11 protein-coding genes and 1 tRNA gene are annotated in these 16,112 nt (G+C 67.1%); 1 reads left to right on the top strand and 11 read right to left on the bottom strand.

Features of this window, described 5'->3' with window-relative positions; all coding sequences use genetic code 11:
* Window positions 1-7: 7 nt before the first annotated feature.
* The 8 genes from ACFVVC_RS13760 to ACFVVC_RS13795 form a co-directional block, all read right to left on the bottom strand.
* Window positions 8-1,333, bottom strand: coding sequence for a SufS family cysteine desulfurase (locus ACFVVC_RS13760; protein WP_387454086.1), 1,326 nt, complete (start codon window positions 1,331-1,333; stop codon window positions 8-10).
* 483 nt (window positions 1,334-1,816) lie between these two features.
* Window positions 1,817-4,408 (bottom strand): LuxR C-terminal-related transcriptional regulator, encoded by a 2,592-nt coding sequence (locus tag ACFVVC_RS13765; RefSeq protein WP_387454088.1) that lies wholly within the window; start codon window positions 4,406-4,408, stop codon window positions 1,817-1,819.
* Between the two features lie 52 nt (window positions 4,409-4,460).
* A complete protein-coding gene (locus tag ACFVVC_RS13770) occupies window positions 4,461-7,196 on the bottom strand; it encodes a LuxR C-terminal-related transcriptional regulator (protein ID WP_387454091.1) in 2,736 nt (911 codons plus the stop codon).
* A gap of 109 nt (window positions 7,197-7,305) precedes the next feature.
* Window positions 7,306-7,911 carry an aminoacyl-tRNA hydrolase gene (gene pth / locus ACFVVC_RS13775; RefSeq protein WP_387454093.1) on the bottom strand — a complete coding sequence of 202 codons (606 nt, stop codon included), beginning with the start codon at window positions 7,909-7,911 and terminating at the stop codon, window positions 7,306-7,308.
* A gap of 103 nt (window positions 7,912-8,014) precedes the next feature.
* Window positions 8,015-8,638, bottom strand: coding sequence for a 50S ribosomal protein L25/general stress protein Ctc (locus tag ACFVVC_RS13780; protein ID WP_387454096.1), 624 nt, complete (start codon window positions 8,636-8,638; stop codon window positions 8,015-8,017).
* A 276-nt stretch (window positions 8,639-8,914) separates the two neighbouring features.
* Window positions 8,915-9,895 (bottom strand): ribose-phosphate diphosphokinase, encoded by a 981-nt coding sequence (locus tag ACFVVC_RS13785; RefSeq protein WP_018762958.1) that lies wholly within the window; start codon window positions 9,893-9,895, stop codon window positions 8,915-8,917.
* A gap of 2 nt (window positions 9,896-9,897) precedes the next feature.
* Window positions 9,898-11,376 carry a bifunctional UDP-N-acetylglucosamine diphosphorylase/glucosamine-1-phosphate N-acetyltransferase GlmU gene (gene glmU / locus ACFVVC_RS13790; RefSeq protein ID WP_387454099.1) on the bottom strand — a complete coding sequence of 493 codons (1,479 nt, stop codon included), beginning with the start codon at window positions 11,374-11,376 and terminating at the stop codon, window positions 9,898-9,900.
* A gap of 103 nt (window positions 11,377-11,479) precedes the next feature.
* Window positions 11,480-11,551, bottom strand: a tRNA-Gln gene (locus ACFVVC_RS13795).
* Window positions 11,552-11,685: 134 nt separating this feature from the next.
* Between ACFVVC_RS13795 and ACFVVC_RS13800 the strand changes: the two genes are divergently transcribed.
* Entirely contained in the window at window positions 11,686-12,312 is a 627-nt protein-coding gene (locus tag ACFVVC_RS13800) for a TetR/AcrR family transcriptional regulator (RefSeq protein ID WP_387454102.1), read from the top strand.
* A 28-nt stretch (window positions 12,313-12,340) separates the two neighbouring features.
* On the opposite strand, the gene ACFVVC_RS13805 is transcribed toward ACFVVC_RS13800, so the two are convergent.
* From ACFVVC_RS13805 to rsmA, 3 genes are read right to left on the bottom strand one after another with little or no spacing between them, the layout of a single operon-like run.
* Window positions 12,341-14,173: an ATP-binding cassette domain-containing protein gene (locus tag ACFVVC_RS13805; RefSeq protein WP_387454105.1), complete on the bottom strand. Its 1,833-nt coding sequence runs from the start codon at window positions 14,171-14,173 to the stop codon at window positions 12,341-12,343.
* A gap of 33 nt (window positions 14,174-14,206) precedes the next feature.
* Window positions 14,207-15,169, bottom strand: a complete 963-nt coding sequence (locus ACFVVC_RS13810) for a 4-(cytidine 5'-diphospho)-2-C-methyl-D-erythritol kinase (protein WP_387454108.1) — start codon at window positions 15,167-15,169, stop codon at window positions 14,207-14,209.
* Window positions 15,166-16,038 carry a 16S rRNA (adenine(1518)-N(6)/adenine(1519)-N(6))-dimethyltransferase RsmA gene (gene rsmA / locus ACFVVC_RS13815; protein WP_387454111.1) on the bottom strand — a complete coding sequence of 291 codons (873 nt, stop codon included), beginning with the start codon at window positions 16,036-16,038 and terminating at the stop codon, window positions 15,166-15,168. The genes ACFVVC_RS13810 and rsmA overlap by 4 nt, the downstream gene beginning before the upstream one ends.
* Between the last annotated feature and the right edge of the window lie 74 nt (window positions 16,039-16,112).

Below are 16,112 nucleotides of genomic sequence, written 5' to 3' on the forward strand. Positions count from 1 at the left end.
TTCTCCGCTAGGCGCGGAAGTAGGCCCGGACGCCGGCCACGGCTTCAAGGAAGCGGTCCACGTCGTCGGTGGTGTTGTACAGGTAGGCGCTGGCGCGGGTGGTGGCGGTCAGCCCAAGCCGCCGGTGCAGCGGCTGGGCGCAGTGATGCCCGACGCGCACGGCGATCCCGCGGAAGTCCAGGAACTGCCCGACGTCGTGGGCGTGGACGCCTTCGACGTCGAACGCGGCCAGGCCAATCCGTTCCTTTCCTGCGGCCGGGCCCAGGACCCTGACGCCGGGAATGGCTTCCAGGCCCGCCACCATGCGCTGGCCGAGTTCGGATTCCCAGGCGTGGATCCGGTCCAGCCCGGTTTCGGTGAGGTAGTTGGCTGCGGCGGCCAACGCCACGGCCTGGGAGATGCGCTGGGTACCGGCTTCGAAGCGTTGTGGTGCCGGCAGGTACTCTGCCCGTTCCATGGTGACGGTGGTGATCATGGATCCGCCGGTCAGGAACGGCGGCAGGATGTCCAGGAGTTCCTGGCGTCCGTACAGCACGCCGATGCCCGTGGGGGCGAGCATTTTGTGGCCGGAGAGCACCGCGAAGTCCACGTCCAGTTCCTTGACGTGCAAGGGCAGGTGCGGGGCGGACTGGCAGGCGTCCAGGACCACCAGGGCGCCGGCGGCACGGCCCAGGGCCGTCAGTTCCTGCACCGGGTTGATGATGCCCAGGACGTTGGAGGCATGCGTGAAGGCCAGGAGCTTGGTCCGGGGTCCGATGACCTTTGCCGCAGCGTCCATGCGCAGGCTGCCGTGGTCATCGACGGGAATATGGCGGAGCGTCGCCCCGGTACGGAAAGCCAGTTCCTGCCACGGAATCAGGTTGGCGTGGTGCTCCATCTCGGTCACCACAATCTCGTCCCCGGGCCCCGGCGCCAGTTCCCGCAGGCCCTGGTCGCCGCGGCCCTGGGCAGCCCACATGCCGGCGTTGGACAGGGCGTAGGAGATGAGGTTCAGCCCCTCGGTGGCGTTCGAGGTCCAGATAGTCTCTTCATAGCCGGCACCGATGAAGTCGGCGATGGTTTGCCGGGCATCCTCGAAGGCTTCCGTGGCCTCCACCGCAAGGTGGTGTGCGCCGCGGTGCACGGCAGCGTTGCGCTGCTCGTAGAACTCCTGCTCGGCTTCGATGACGCTGACCGGGTTCTGCGAGGTGGCGCCGGAGTCCAGGTACACCAGCGGCTGCCCGTTGACCAGCTGGTCCAGCACGGGAAAGTCGTTGCGGATGCGCAGCACTTCAGCGTTATCCATGGCCGGCAGGGCGCGTTCCAGCGTGGCTGGCGTTGATACTACGGCCAAAACGAACTCCTTGGGCTGCCAATGTCTGACACCCAATTGTCCCACAACACGGCTGTGGCGGCCGCCCGGAGGGGCAGCCGCCACCGCTGCCCCGGGCTTCAGCCGAGGGAGCAGAGGGCCGGCGACGGCTGGGGGGAGAGTCTCGGTCTCAGAAGACTCTGACGTCGCCGGCCCCGTCTGTGCCCGGTCCGTGGGGACCGGAAGTGTGAGGGGCTTTAATGTCCTGATCGGCTGCTCCGCGGTGTCCAGCCTGCCGCTTTGCTTTGCCTCCTTAAGTAAATCCGGTAGCGCCCTCCCGTACACGAGTAGGGTGTACTCGAATCCTTGGGGGTGCACTACCGGGCCGAGGCCAGGGACGCATTCCAGGGACGCGAACGCTGGGCCCGGGGCCTGGTTCCGCGGCGCGCGGAACGCACGGCACAGACCGTCCGACGTCGGCCCGGCGGCTGTGGGCGGACAGGTGCCGGCGAAGGACAGCCGGGGTTATTTGGGCAGTGCCGTCTCCAGCTCATCACGGCTGCGGACACCAAGCTTGACGTAGGTGCGATACAGGTGGCCTTCCACGGTGCGCACCGAGACCATCAGGCGCTGGGCGATCTCCCGGTCGGTCAGCCCCTGGACGGCCAGTTCGACGATGTCCTGCTCGCGGCGGGTGAGGTGGACCGCGGGTGCGGCGGCGATGAAGCGTCCCTCGCGGAAGCGTTCACCGAGTTCGTGGTCGCACTTTTCCCGCTGGGCCACCGCCTGCCGGGACCGGCGGCGTTCGCCGGCCTGTTCCAGCACCGTGCTGGCACGGGCATATGCCTCCCGGGCCAGGTTGACAAAGGCTGCTTCCTCCAGCGAGGCAGCCGTTGCCATCAGGGCGTCGCCGTCGGCGTCTTCCCACGCCGTGGCCAGGGTCAGCAGCGCCTCCGCCCAGCGGCCTTCCACGCCACGGGCAACCGTCTGGACCATGGGGATCACCGAGGGGTCCCCCAGGTCCCAGCACATGGCCAGGACTTCGAGGAGGTTTCCTGCCCTGGCGGCTGCCTCCGTCGTCGTCATCAGCGTTTGCAGCGCAGCCAGCCCCTTGCCGTCGCGGGCGGTGTATTCCGCCGCCGCTGCCACGTACGCCTCGGCCAGGAGATCGTGTGCGGGGCCGCCGGCGAAGGCGTCCTTGTGATCCTGTTCCAGCCGTTTCGCTTGTTCGGTATCGCCGAGCCGGGCCGCCACGTAATAGCCCAGCGCCGTGCCAAAGCGGTACAGCTGTAACGGATCATTGAGCCTCAAGGCTTCCACGGCGGGCAGCAGGACTTGGTAGGCCCGTTCCATCCGGCCCTGCCGAAGCAGGGAATAGCCGCGGAGTACGTTCAGGCTCCCGTCAAAGGTGGCCGCGCCGGCGCCGTGGCCGGCCGCGTAGCCGTTGAGTTCCCGCTCGGCCGATTCCCATTCGCCCATGGCCAGGTAGTCCGACACCAACCGGCCCAGCACGAACTCAGGGAAGAAAAACAGGCTGCCTTCCAGCGGAGGAAGCTCCGACGCCGCCATCATGGCAGCATCCAAACCTTGGACGGGACACCCTGCAGCAGCCAGGGCATGGGCCAGGAGCGCCTCCGCCAGTGCACGGAGCGGCTCTCCCCCGGAGCCCGCTCCGCCACGTTTCCGGATCCTGTCGACTTCGTCGCCAAGTGCTTGGAAGTTGACCTCGGTCCCGAGCCGCAGCACCCGCAGCAACTCCGCCTGCCAGCTTCCGTCCTGGCCGAATTGCGGGCAGGCCCGTTCCACGTCCTCCGCTACATCCGCCAGCAGCCGGCCATTGGCCTGGTGTGCCGATACCCGGAGCACCAGGGCTGCCGGCCCCTGCGGGTCCCCGGCCAGCGGGAGCCAGCATTCGTCCAGGAGGGCTGCGGCCTCCTGGTAGGAACCGTCGTTATACAGGGCCCGGGCCTGGACGGCCTGGGCCAAGGGAATCATGGCGGGATTGCGGATCCTGGCCGCGATGGACCTCGCACTGTGGTTGCGGTACTTGAGCAACGCCACTTTGGCGGCGGCCAGCAGCTCGTCGTCGCCGACACGGAGGCCACACTCCAGCGCCCACTCCACCGAACGGAGCCGGCCTTCCCCCTGCAGCAGTCCGGGGTCCTGGTGTGCCTTGACCTTCTCCAACAGCTGGAGGCTCCGGGAGACCGAAACCGTGTTCCTGATGGCACCGGCGAAAAGGGCGTTCCAGAGGTACAGTTCCGAGGGAACTCCAGGAGTCTCGACGATCATCTGCTGGTCCAGCAGGGACCGGACCACGGCTGCTCCGCTGATGTCTTCGATGACTTTACGGCCCACCGGACCGGCCAGGGCGATAAGCTTCAGGGCTTCCTGTTCCTCCGGTCCGCGGCGCAGGTGGTCCTTGGCAACCACCGCCGCCAGCCGGGGCCCGTCGGCAGGAAGATCACCGAGCAGCATCCAGATTCCGTTACGTTTGGCCAGGACGCCGGCCTCGGCGGAATCATGCAGCAAGGCATCAAGGATTCGGGGGTTTCCGCTCGAAGCACTCCAGATGGCGTCCACCGTGGCAGCTGGAACGGTTCCGTCCAGAACGTGGGCCAGGACCTCCTCTATCTGTTCCCGGTTCAAGGGCCGAAGGTCCACGCGCTCGGCAAGGCCGTCGTACCAGAGCTGCTCCAGCGGCTGCGGAAGGCCTGGCCGGGGGCGGGCGGCCGCCATCACGGTTGCCCAGCCCGCCGAAATCAGCTCCGCCAGAACCCCCGCCGAGGCCTCATCCAGGTGATGTGCGTCGTCCACCGCCAGCAGGACTGCCGAGCCGTTGCCGGTCTTCAGCTTTTCAAAGTAGGACCACATCGACCGCAACACGGCGACCGGCGAGACCGACTCCTCCGCCGTGAGTTCCCCGGTATAGGGGGTCAGGACCCCGAATGGCACCCCGGCAAGGGCGGAACTGGCGTGGACCCGCACCACGTTCAGGTGCCCGGCGAGCCGTTCGGTAACGGCGTCGGTCACCGCCGATTTTCCAATTCCCGGGCCGGCCATGATGAAGACCGCATGGTTGGTGCCATTGCGGACCAGGTCGCAGATCCGGTCCACGGGTTCCCGCCGTCCGGTCAGGAGCCGGTGGCCGGATGTGGGTTTGTGGCCATTAGACGAGTCCAGTCAGATCACCCCTTGAAGTTACGCCCAGCTTGGTGAACACCTGGTAAAGGTGGCCTTCGACGGTGCGGACTGAGACACCCATTTCCAGGGCGATGTCACGGTTCGAGGCACCCCTGCCGGCCATTCGCGCAATCTGCCGCTCGCGGCTGGTCAGCAGCGGGCTCCCGCTGCTGGGAACGATGGGGAGGTTGGCGACGGTAGCGGCCAGGATGTCCAGCCTTGCCTGCGCGGTCCGGGCCGAAAGGGCATCCCCGTCCTGGCGGGCGAAGTCCACCGCCAGTGCCATGCACCTGGCTTCGACGGCGTCGAGTTCCAGGGTGGCTGCAAGTTCGCCGCCGGCGAGGAGCGACTTCGCATCCTTTGTCCGGCTTCCCACTGCTATCAGCCGGGAAACCTCGGCCAGGGGGCCTTGCCGGTGGCCCGCGATCTCCTCCAGGAAGCGGAAGTCGGCATCGCCGCCATTCACCGTTGCCGCGAGCAGGTAGATCCCGGCCATGGCGTACCTGCCTGCTTCGACGTTCGCACGGGCCCCCTGCTTGAGGCTTGTCACGGCGTCCGAGTCGCCCAGCCACCGTCCGGCCACCAGTGTGCAGAACTCGATGATGCTCTCCACGGCAAACCCTGACCTGCCGGGCATTCGCTGGACTTTCGTCAGGTACTTGCGTGACAGCGCGGCGTTTCCGGTCTGGGCGTAGGCCAAGGCCGTTGCCGCGTAGGCGGTGCGAAGCGCACCTTGGACCGGCTGCAGCTCCAGCTGCGCTGCGGCCGAAATCAGGGGCTCCAAGGCGGCCTCGCCGCGACCGGAAAATGCGAAGGCTATCCCGGCCGCGATTTCCGTGGCAGCGCTGCGGTAAGGGAGCCGGAACGGCTGGCCGGCGCTGAACGGGGCCATGAGGTCGATGCAGCGCCGCCACTGGCCGGCCATCAACAGGACGAAGTATGCCTCCCGCGTATACCGCTCCCGAAGGCCCACAATGTGCGAGGCATCGCTGAGCTGGCCGCCGATCAGGCGCACGAGGCCCAGGGCGTCCATTTCCCGGCCCGTCATGGCCAGTGAGCTCATCAGGATGATCGCGCAGTGGAGCCGGTACCCGGTGTCAGGGTTGGCGGCGGGATCGACCGCCCGCTCAAGTGCCGGAATCATGGCCGTATACCTGCCCGCGTACGCCTGGTACTCGAACTCGCTCAGTGAGATGCGGTTGGCGGCCACTGCGGCCGGCGCAGGCCAGGCTGAGTGGTCTCCCACGGCGTCCAGGCGTTCGCGGGCGGAGGCGAAGAGCTCCTCCACCGTGCCGGACCGTTCCGGAAGGCAGAGCATGACCTGTGCCTTGGCGGCCACCACCTGGGCGTACTCTTCGAGGTCGAGGGCCTCCAGTTCAGGCTGGGTGATGTCCTCAAGGGCGGACAGGGCCTGGACCGCCATGTCCAACTGCAGGTATGCGGCAGCCTTTTGCCGCTGCGCGGACGCCCATTGGGCATCCGTCCGCTGGAGCATCTCCGCATAGGTCAACGCAAACCGGGGGTCGAAGAGCTGGACGGCAGCCTGGGCGGCCGCAAGCGCCAGTGCCGGGCTGAGTTCCGCCTCGCATTCATGGGTCCAGGCGGCAAACGACATCAGTTCGTCGACGGTCATGGCCGCGGGGTCAGGCTCCGTGCCGCCCAGCAGCACGCTGCGGAGCTCCCGGCGCCGGGAAATGCTCAGCCAGGTCCTGACGACGTCGCCGATGTACTTCTCCCGAAGTGACACCCAGCGGTACTCGGAGTCGTCGATCTCAAGCAGTCCGGCATCCTCCATGTCCGCCACGACGTCGGCGCCGTAGATGGCGGTAAGCCTGGACAGTTCCACCCGGCGGGCGCAGGACAACATTTCAATGACTTCGCGGGTTTCCGGTGTTTCCCGTGTCCAGCGGGACCTGACGATGTCATCCAGGCTCGCGGCGCCGTCGAGCACCACTTTGTCCCGGAGCGTCCAGACGGATTCGGACAGCACCAGGTTTCCGGAAAGCTGCTGCTCGGTGACCAGGGCTTTGAGCAGCAGGGGGTTGCCGCCCACCATCTGGTGATAGGTGGTGACCAGGGACGATGAGACGCGGTGGCCCAGGAGGGACAGCAGGACCTGCCGGGTCTGCAGTTCGTTGAGGTTGCTGAGCCGGACTTCGGTGAGCTTGCGGTCCGTGAGGAGCCAGTGGAAATCCGCCGGGAGATCGCTGGCTTTGGGAGCGACGGCGATGATCCTTGCCGTGCCCGTCAACAGGACGTTCAGCAGTACGCCGGCGCTCATGTCGTCGATGGTGCCGGAGGTGTCCAGCGTGATGATGCATGGCCTGCCCGCGGCGTCGCTCCGGATCAGGGAGGTGATCCCGCGCAGGATGGCCGTAGGTGAACCCATGTAGGCCTGCGGCAACCGGGCAAGGAGGAAGGAAAGGCAGCCATACGGGGTGTTGGCGCCGGAGGGTGCGCTCCGCAACTGCAGCGACCAGATGTCCGGGCCCAGGTCTGCCACCACCGCCCTGGCCAGGGAGGATTTCCCCACTCCGCGGGCGCCGGTGATGACCGCTCCGAAGGACTGTTCGCTGGTCAACGCTGTGCGGACGGCGTCAAGGTTGGCACTTCGTGCCGGCACGGACCATTGCTGGCCCTCCGGCACAGCGGAGGATCCCGTGGCCAGCCCATCACCCTGAGGTGTTGACCCACGTCCCCAGCTGAGTGGCTCGATTGACATGAACTTGTCCCCTACATCCTGCAATAGCGGGATGTAGCCCCATTGCTCCCCCGCATAGGAAGAAGAGTACCCCTTGCCACTGACAAGGAAACAGGGCATAAGGGAACTTTTACGATTCGGGTTGGCGTGATCCGGACTTGGCGGGGTGGAATTTCTGCTGCGCGGCAGTAAGTCCTTCCCGGACCAAGGACTCAACGGCATCCGCTGCGTCATCGATCAGGAAGGGCAGCTCCTTCCGTTCCGCGGTGCCGAAATCGCGCAGGACATAGTCTGCCGTGTCCATCCGGCCGGGCGGCCGGCCCACTCCCACCCGGACCCGGAGGTAGTCCTTGGTGGCGAGTGCTTTGGAAATATCGCGCAGGCCGTTGTGGCCGCCTTCGCCGCCGCCGAGCTTGAGTTTCACCGTGTTGAAGGGGATGTCGATCTCGTCATGGACGGCCACGACGTACTCGGGGCCGATCCCGTAGAAGTTGGCGAGGGCAGACACGGGGCCGCCGGAGACGTTCATGTACGTCATCGGCTTGGCCAGGACTACCCGCGGGCCGCCGATTCCCAGGCGTCCCTCAAGGACCTGGGCGCGGGCTTTGTGGGCCTTGAAGCCTGCGCCGATCCGCGAGGCGAGTTCATCAAGGACCATCTGGCCAACGTTGTGCCTGTTGCCTTGGTACTGCGCCCCGGGGTTGCCGAGGCCGACGATCAGCCAGGTATCAGTCATGGATCAATCCTATGGGGGCGGTTGGGGCGGGAAGGGCTCTGTGCGGACACGACAGTGGCCGGCCCCGTGCGGGGTCCGGCCACTGTCAGGGAGTGCGGAGTGCTTACTCTGCGGCTGCTTCTTCTGCTGCCTCGGAAGCCCCTTCGGCTGCGCCCTCGGACGCGCCTTCGGTTTCCTCTTCCTCGGCGATTTCGACGGCCTCGGAGATGTTGACGACGAGTGCCTCGGCGTCGGTCAGCAGGACGGTGCCCTTGGGCAGGACCAGGTCGGAGCCGTGGATGTGCTCGCCGGCGCCGCGGCCTTCGATGCTGACGACGACGGACTCGGGCAGGTGGGTGGCCTCGGCTTCGAGGGACACAACCGTCAGTTCCAGGTTGTGGACGGTGCCGGGAGCGGATTCGCCCTCAACGTGCACGGGAACGTCGACGGTGACCTTCTCGCCCTTGCGGACGGTCAGGAGGTCGATGTGCTCGATGATCTGCTTTACGGGGTCGCGCTGGATGTCCTTGACCAGGGCAAGGTGGCCTTCACCGTTGATGTCCAGGGACAGCAGGGCGTTGGCGGTGCGGACAGCCAGGGTGGTGGCCTTGGCCGGAAGGGTGACGTGGATGGGCTCTGCGCCGTGGCCGTAGATGACGGCAGGGATCAGGTTGGCCATCCGTGCGCGGCGGGCGTAGCCCTTGCCGAATTCGGTACGCAGTTCTGCTGCGAGCTTCTGCTCAGACATGGAAATCTCCTTGAAGACGAAACGGTGTTCAGCAAGGGCGGAGGTCTGGTGTGACCTTCAACGCCGGGCGGCCGGGAGGCGGCCCTTCAAGAAGGCAGTCCCTCTTATCAAGGGACAAGCAGACCCAGTCGATAACGGAGACATTGCTCTCCCTCGCCAAGGTATCGGGGTCAAGCCTACCAGCGCCGGGCCCGATTACTGAAAACGAAGCAAGCGTCCGTGGTTGAGCCTTCCGAAACCGCAATCCCGGGTTTCGGCAGGCTCAACCAGCGGGTACTACGCCTTGCCGTCGAAGAGGCTGGTGACCGAACCGTCGTCGAACACTTCGCGGATGGCGCGGGCGATCAGCGGCGCGATGGACAGCACCGTCAGCTGCGGGAAGCGCTGGGACGCGGTGAGCGGCAGAGTGTTGGTGACCACCACTTCGCGGGCACCGGACTCAGAGAGGCGGCGGGCGGCAGGCTCGGAGAAAACGGCGTGCGTGGCCGCGATGATCACGTCCTTGGCCCCGGCGTTCTTCAGCACGGTAACGGCGCCGGAGATGGTTCCGCCGGTGTCGATCATGTCATCGATCAGCACGCAGGTGCGGCCCTCGATCTGGCCCACCACCGTCTTGGAGACAGCCTGGTTGGGAACAGTGAGATCGCGGCTCTTGTGCACGAAGGCCAGCGGCGCGCCGCCGAGGCGTTCGGCCCACTGTTCGGCAACGCGGACGCGGCCGGTGTCCGGGGAGACGACCGTGATGTTTTCGGCGTCCACCCGGGTGCGGATGTAGTCGGCAAGCAGCGGAATGGCCATCAAGTGGTCCACCGGACCATCGAAGAAGCCCTGGATCTGGGAGGTGTGCAGGTCAACGCTCATGATGCGGTCCGCGCCGGCAGTCTTGTAGAGGTCTGCCACCAGGCGGGCGGAGATGGGCTCGCGGCCGCGGCCCTTCTTGTCCTGCCGGGCGTAGGGGTAGAACGGGGAAACCACGGTGATGCGCTTGGCGGAGGCCCGCTTCAGCGAATCGATCATGATCAGCTGTTCCATCAGGTGGTTGTTCAGCGGTGCCGGGTGGGCCTGGATCACGAAGGCATCGGTGCCGCGGACGCTTTCACCCGCGCGGACGTAGATTTCGCCGTTCGCGAAGTCGTAGGCATCAACGGGCAGCAGGTCAGTGCCGAGTTCCTTGGCGATTTCCCGGGCCAGCTCCGGATGGGCCCGCCCGGTGGCGAGCACCAGCTTCTTTTCGCCGTGCGCCGTAATTTCGCTCATTGTTACATGCCCTCTTCTGTAGATGCCGGGGTACTGGAGGAGTTCTGGGTGGCTGCCTGGGCCAGTTCGGCGGAGCGGGTTCCCGGACGGTTCGCGGGGACCCAGCCTTCGGCGTTGCGCTGCGCGGCGACGCTCAGTGCGAGCGCTCCTGCCGGCACGTCCTTGCGGATCACCGCGCCGGCGCCACTGTAGGCACCGTCCCCCACGGTGACCGGGGCAACAAAGACGGTGTTGGAGCCGGTACGCACGCCCGAGCCGATCACCGTGCGGTGCTTCTTCTCGCCGTCGTAGTTTGCCGTGATGTTTCCACAGCCGATGTTGGTGTCTTCGCCGATTTCGGCGTCGCCCGCGTAGCCCAGGTGGGACAGCTTGGAGCCCCGGCCGATCGTGACGTTCTTGGTTTCGTAGAAGGCACCGATCTTGCCCTGCTCGCCCAGGACGGTGCCCGGCCGCAGGTAGGTGAAGGGGCCGACGCCGGCGTGTGGGCCGATCACGGATCCGGAGCCGTGGGTGCGGACCACCGTTGCGCCCTCGCCGACCGTGACATCGGTCAGGGTGGTGTCGGGGCCGACGACGGCGTCCCTCGCCACGGTGGTGGCGCCGTGCAACTGGGTGTTGGGCAGCAGCCGGACGTCCTCGTCAAGGGTGACGGACGCGTCGATCCACGTCGTGGCGGGGTCCACCACCGTGACGCCTGCGCGCATCCAGGCCTCGACGGTGCGGCGGTTCAGTTCGGCGCCGAGGGCGGCAAGCTGGACGCGGTCGTTCGCGCCTTCCACCTGCCAGCGGTCGGCGGTGACGACGGCGGCAACCCGACCTCCGGCTGCACGGGCCAGGGACAGGACGTCGGTGAGGTATTTCTCGCCCTGGGCGTTGTCCGTGGTGACCTTGCCGAGCGCATCCCGGAGCACGGCGGCGTCGAAGGCGTAGATACCGGAGTTGACCTCGCGGATCAGCCGCTCGGCCTCGGAAGAATCCTTGTGCTCGCGAATGCCCGTGACGGAGCCGTCCTCGCCCCGAAGGATGCGGCCGTAGCCGGTGGCGTCGTCCAGGACTGCGGTGAGGACAGTGACCGCGTTGGCGTCACGCTCGTGGGTAGCCACGAGTTCGTCCAGGAGCTCCCCTGAGAGCAGTGGCACATCGCCGTAGGTGACCACAACCGTGCCGGCCAGGTCCTGTTCCGCGTGGAGCGCCTCGAGTGCGGCTTCCACGGCGCGCCCGGTGCCCGGAACGTCGTCCTGGTCCACAATCACGGCGTCGGGGTCCAGTGCCGACACATGGCCGGCAACGAGGTCACGCTCGTGGCGCACCACGATGGCGAGCCGCTGCGGGTTGATGCTGCGGGCCGCACGGAGGGCGTGGCCCACCAGGGAGAGGCCGCCGATTTCGTGGAGAATCTTGGGTGTACGCGATTTCATCCGGGTACCGGCGCCTGCTGCCAGAACGATGACAGCGGCCGGGCCGGCATTCTCGGGGATCACGTACGGGCTCTCCTTGCTAGGTTGTGCTGGCGCTTTGCGGTGTCCGGCGGCCATGTCCGCCCGGCACCGGGTGCCATCCTACTGAACGCTCCTCGCACAGCAGTTCCGCCCATAGGATTCGAACCTATACTCCACGGCTCCAAAGGCCGGGGTGCTGCCGTTACACCAGAGCGGACCGTGCCGGAGGACTCAAGGCCCGGGCACAAGTCCCTATTTTGCCATGGGTTCAGGGCACCGCGCGACACCGGCCGGATCTACCCTGCCGGCCGGGCGGAATCGGGCCCGTGGCCCGTGGGGCATGATGGGATTGTGAGCAACAACCTGCCGCGGATGCGGATGACCGGCCTGCAGCGGCGAAGCCAGTTGATCGACGTCGGCCGGGGCCTTTTCGCCGTCCGCGGGCTCGACGGGACCACCATTGAGGAGATCGCTGCCAGCGCGGGCGTGTCCAAGCCGGTCATCTACGAGCACTTCGGATCCAAGGAAGGGTTGTACACGCAGGTGGTGGAGTGCGAGTTCCACATCCTGCTGGACGCCATCAATTCCGCCCTCACCGAGGAAGCCAAACCCCGCGTCCTCGTCGAACGCGCCGCCTTGGCACTGCTGACCTACATCGAGGAGCGCACCGAGGGCTTCCGGATCCTGATGCGCGATGCTCCCCCGTCCCAGCCCGAGGGCGCCTTCTCCACGCTGCTCTCCCACGTCACGGCCCGCGTGGAACACATCCTTTCCGACGAATTCTCGCGCCGCGGCTTCAGCGGCGAGGACGGCGCCATGTATGCCCAGATGCTGGTCGGCATGGTGGCCATGACCGGGCAGTGGTGGCAGGACAGCCGCCAGCCCGACAAGCAAACGGTGGCCGCGCACCTGGTCAACCTCGCCTGGAACGGCCTCACCGGCCTCAAGAAGGACCCTGAGCTGCAGTCGGAGGGGTAACTGCCTGGTTCTGCCCGCGTCGCCTTTGTCAGTCGCCGAGGAGTTCTGAGGACTCCAGCCACTCCATTTCCAGGGCGTCCTTTTCGTCCGTGAGGTTCTTGAGCTGTTTGTTCTGCTCGGCGAGCTTGACGAAATCGCCGGCCTCGGTGGTCTTCAGCATCAGGTCGTGAAGCTTCTTTTCCTCTTGATCCAGCTTCTTGATTTGCCGTTCGATCCGGTTGAGTGCCTTGCGGGCCTCCCGCTTCTCCCCCTCGGAGGGGCCAGTGCCGGTGGCAGCGGCCGCGGGGCCCTGGCCCGCACTGGTGACGGGGTTGCCGCCGCCGGCCACAGTGGAGCCGGCCAGGGCGGCCTCGCGCAGCTCAAGGTACTGGTCCACGCCGCCGGGCAGGCCGCGGAGCTTGCCGTCGCCCAGGAGGGCCATCTGGTGGTCGGTGACACGCTCCAGCAGGTAGCGGTCGTGGCTGACCACCACCAGCGTGCCGGGCCAGCCGTCCAGGACGTCCTCCACGGCGGCCAGGGTGTCGGTATCAAGGTCGTTGGTGGGCTCGTCAAGCATCAGGACGTTGGGCTCCCCCACCAGCAGCCTCAGCAACTGCAGCCGGCGCCGCTCGCCGCCGGAGAGGTCCTTGACCGGGGTCCACTGCTTCTGGTTGGTGAACCCGAGCTGCTCCACCAGCTGGCCTGCGGTGAATTCCTTGCCGCCCACGTTGAAGGAACGCTTTTCGCGTTCGATGACCTCAATGACGCGCAGGTCCGCGACGTCGTCGAGCTCCTTGACCTCCTGGGTGAGAACCGCGGTGACCACGGTCTTCCCCCGCTTGAGCTTCCCGGCGTCGGGTGTGATCTCGCCGTTGAGCAGCTTCAGCAGGGTGGTCTTGCCGGCGCCGTTGACGCCCACCAGGCCCAGCCGCTCGCCCGGGGCCAGGCGGAGGGTGATGTTGTCAAAAAGCTTGCGGCCGTCGTCGGCGCCCCGGAAGTTCAAGGAGATGTTTTCCAGGTCCAGGACGTCCTTGCCCTGGCGGGCGGTGGCCATTTTGTTCAACGCCATGGAGTCGCGGGGCTCGGGGACATCGGCGATCAGGGCGTTGGCGGCCTCGATCCTGAACTTGGGCTTCGAGGTCCGGGCCGGGGCGCCGCGGCGAAGCCAGGCCAGTTCCTTCTTGACCAGCTGCTGGCGCTTGCCTTCGACCACGGAGGCCATCCGGTCACGCTCGGCACGGGCCAGGACGTACGCCGCGTATCCACCTTCGAAGGGGTCCACGATGCCGTCGTGCACTTCCCAGGTCTTGTTGCAGACTTCGTCGAGGAACCAGCGGTCGTGGGTCACCACCAGGAAGGCGCCCTGGTTGGTCCGCCAGCGGGTCTTCAGGTGCCGGGCAAGCCAGGCAACTCCTTCGACGTCGAGGTGGTTGGTGGGTTCGTCGAGCATGATGACGTCATGGTCCTCGATGAGGAGCTTTGCCAGGGCCACCCGCCGCTTCTGGCCGCCGGAGAGGGCATGTACGTTGGCATGCCAGTCGACGTCGGACACCAGGCCGCCCATGATCTCGCGGATTTGCGGGTTGCGTGCCCACTCATAATCCGCCTGTTCCCCTACGATCGCGGCGCCAACGGTCAGGTCGCCGTCGAGCACGTCGCTTTGGTCCAGGTACCCCACGTTGATGTCGCCGCGCTTGGTGACGCGGCCTGAGTCGGGCGTGGAGCGCAGGGCCAGCAGGCGCATGAGGGTGGACTTGCCGTCGCCGTTCCGGCCCACCATGCCGATCCGGTCGCCTTCCTCAAGGCCCAGGGTAATGCCGTCCAGGACGGTGCGGGTCGCGTAGGAGACTGTGAGGTTCTCGCCGCCAAGAAGGTGTGCCAAAGGAACTGCTTTCTGCTGCCGAACTGAAGGGGTCTAGAGATGCGTGTCGGAGATGATGCGCGCCCCGGGGACCGGGCCGTGCACGTGGAGGGCTGCCAGGCCCTGGTGCCGAAGGTCCTCGGCGAGTGCTTCGGCCGCCACGGGATCGTCGGCGAGCAAGGCCACGGTGGGGCCGGAACCGGACACGATTCCGGCGATCGCACCGTGGGATTCGCCGATGCCCAGCGTATCGCGCAGCGCAGGGGCCAAGGAGATGGAGGCACGCTGCAGGTCGTTGACCAGGACACGGCTCAAGGATTCGGCGTCCCCGCTGCGCAGGGCCGCCAGGATGTGCGGGTCGACGCCGGTGGGCTCGTCCGCGAGGACGCCTTCGGCGTCCCGCAGCCTGTCGAGGGTGCGGTACACCTCCGGGGTGGACAGGCCGTAGTCGGCCGCCACCAGCACCCAGTGGGTTTGCGCCTTGGCCAGGGCCGGGGAGAGTTTGTCGCCCAAGCCCAAGCCCACAGCGGTGCCGCCGAGCAGCGAGAAAGGAACGTCCGCACCAAGTTCCGCGGCAAGGTGGGCGAGTTCTTCGCGGGACAGTCCGCTGTTCCAAAGGGCGTCGCAGGCCAGGAGCGTGGCAGCGGCGTCGGCCGACCCGCCGCCCATGCCGCCGGCGACCGGGACGCGTTTGGTGATCTCCAGGTGCACGCCGGTCGCGTGTTCGGAGACGTCAGCCATGATGGCGGCTGCCTTGTAGGCCAGGTTGTTGCTGTCCAGTGGAATGTCGACGGCGTCGAGGTCCAGGGTGCTTTCCGCGCTCAGGCTGAGCGTGATTCCCGGAGTCGCGGTGCTGGTGGCGGCAACTTCCTCGTAGAGGGATACGGCGAGGTAGACACTGGCGACGGAGTGGTAGCCGTCCGGACGGAGCGGGCCTACCGCCAGGGATACGTTGACCTTGCCGGGCGCTTTGACCCGGACCGTCCTGGCCGCGAAGCGGCCTGCCGGGGCGTTCACGGCCGCGATTCCCTGGCTTCGGCGATCCTGGCGAAAGCGTGGATATCGATGACCTCGCCGCGGGCAGTGGGGTCCACGCCGGCAGCAACCAGGCAGCGCTCCGCCTCCGGCGCCCCGCCTGCCCATCCGGCGAGGGCGGCCCGCAGCGTCTTGCGGCGCTGCGCGAACGCGGCGTCCACCACGGCAAACACTTGCTCACGGGTGGCAGTGGTGGCCGGCGGCTCGCGCCGGGTGAAGGCCACCAGGCCGGAATGGATTTTGGGGGCGGGCCAAAAGACGTTCATGCCGATCACGCCGGCCTTGCGCATCTGGCTGTACCAGGCCGCCTTGACGGACGGTACCCCGTAGGTCTTGGACCCGGGGCCTGCGGCCAGCCGGTCCGCCACCTCGTCCTGCACCATCACGAGCCCGTGCCGCAGGCTTGGGAAATGCTGCAGCAGGTGCAGCACCACCGGAACCGCCACGTTGTACGGCAGGTTGGCCACCAGGGCAGTGGGTTCAACCGGCAGTTTGGTGACCTTCATGGCGTCGTCGTGCACCAGGTGGAACGCGTTGGCGGCGGCCGGGCGCCATTCCTTGACGGTTTCCGGAAGCTTCGCGGCCAGGACGGGGTCGATTTCGACCGCGACAACGGCCGCGGCGGCGTCGAGCAGCCCCAGGGTCAGGGAACCGAGGCCCGGGCCGACCTCGAGGACGGTCTCGTCCGGCCCCACGCCGGCGGCGGCGACGATCCGCCGGATGGTGTTGCCGTCGATAACGAAGTTCTGGCCCAGGGTTTTCGTAGGCCTGATCCCGATTTCCTCTGCCAGCCGGCGGATGTCGGAGGCGCCGAACAACGGTGCGGGCACGGCAGGGATGGGTTCAGTCACCTAGGTATCCTATCCCGCGCGTCAGCTCCGCCCTGTCGGCTTAACGGCAGCGGCCGGACCCGGCTATCCGGGTC

Origin of the sequence: Pseudarthrobacter sp. NPDC058196 (assembly GCF_042882685.1) — a bacterium.
Lineage (GTDB): Bacteria > Actinomycetota > Actinomycetes > Actinomycetales > Micrococcaceae > Arthrobacter.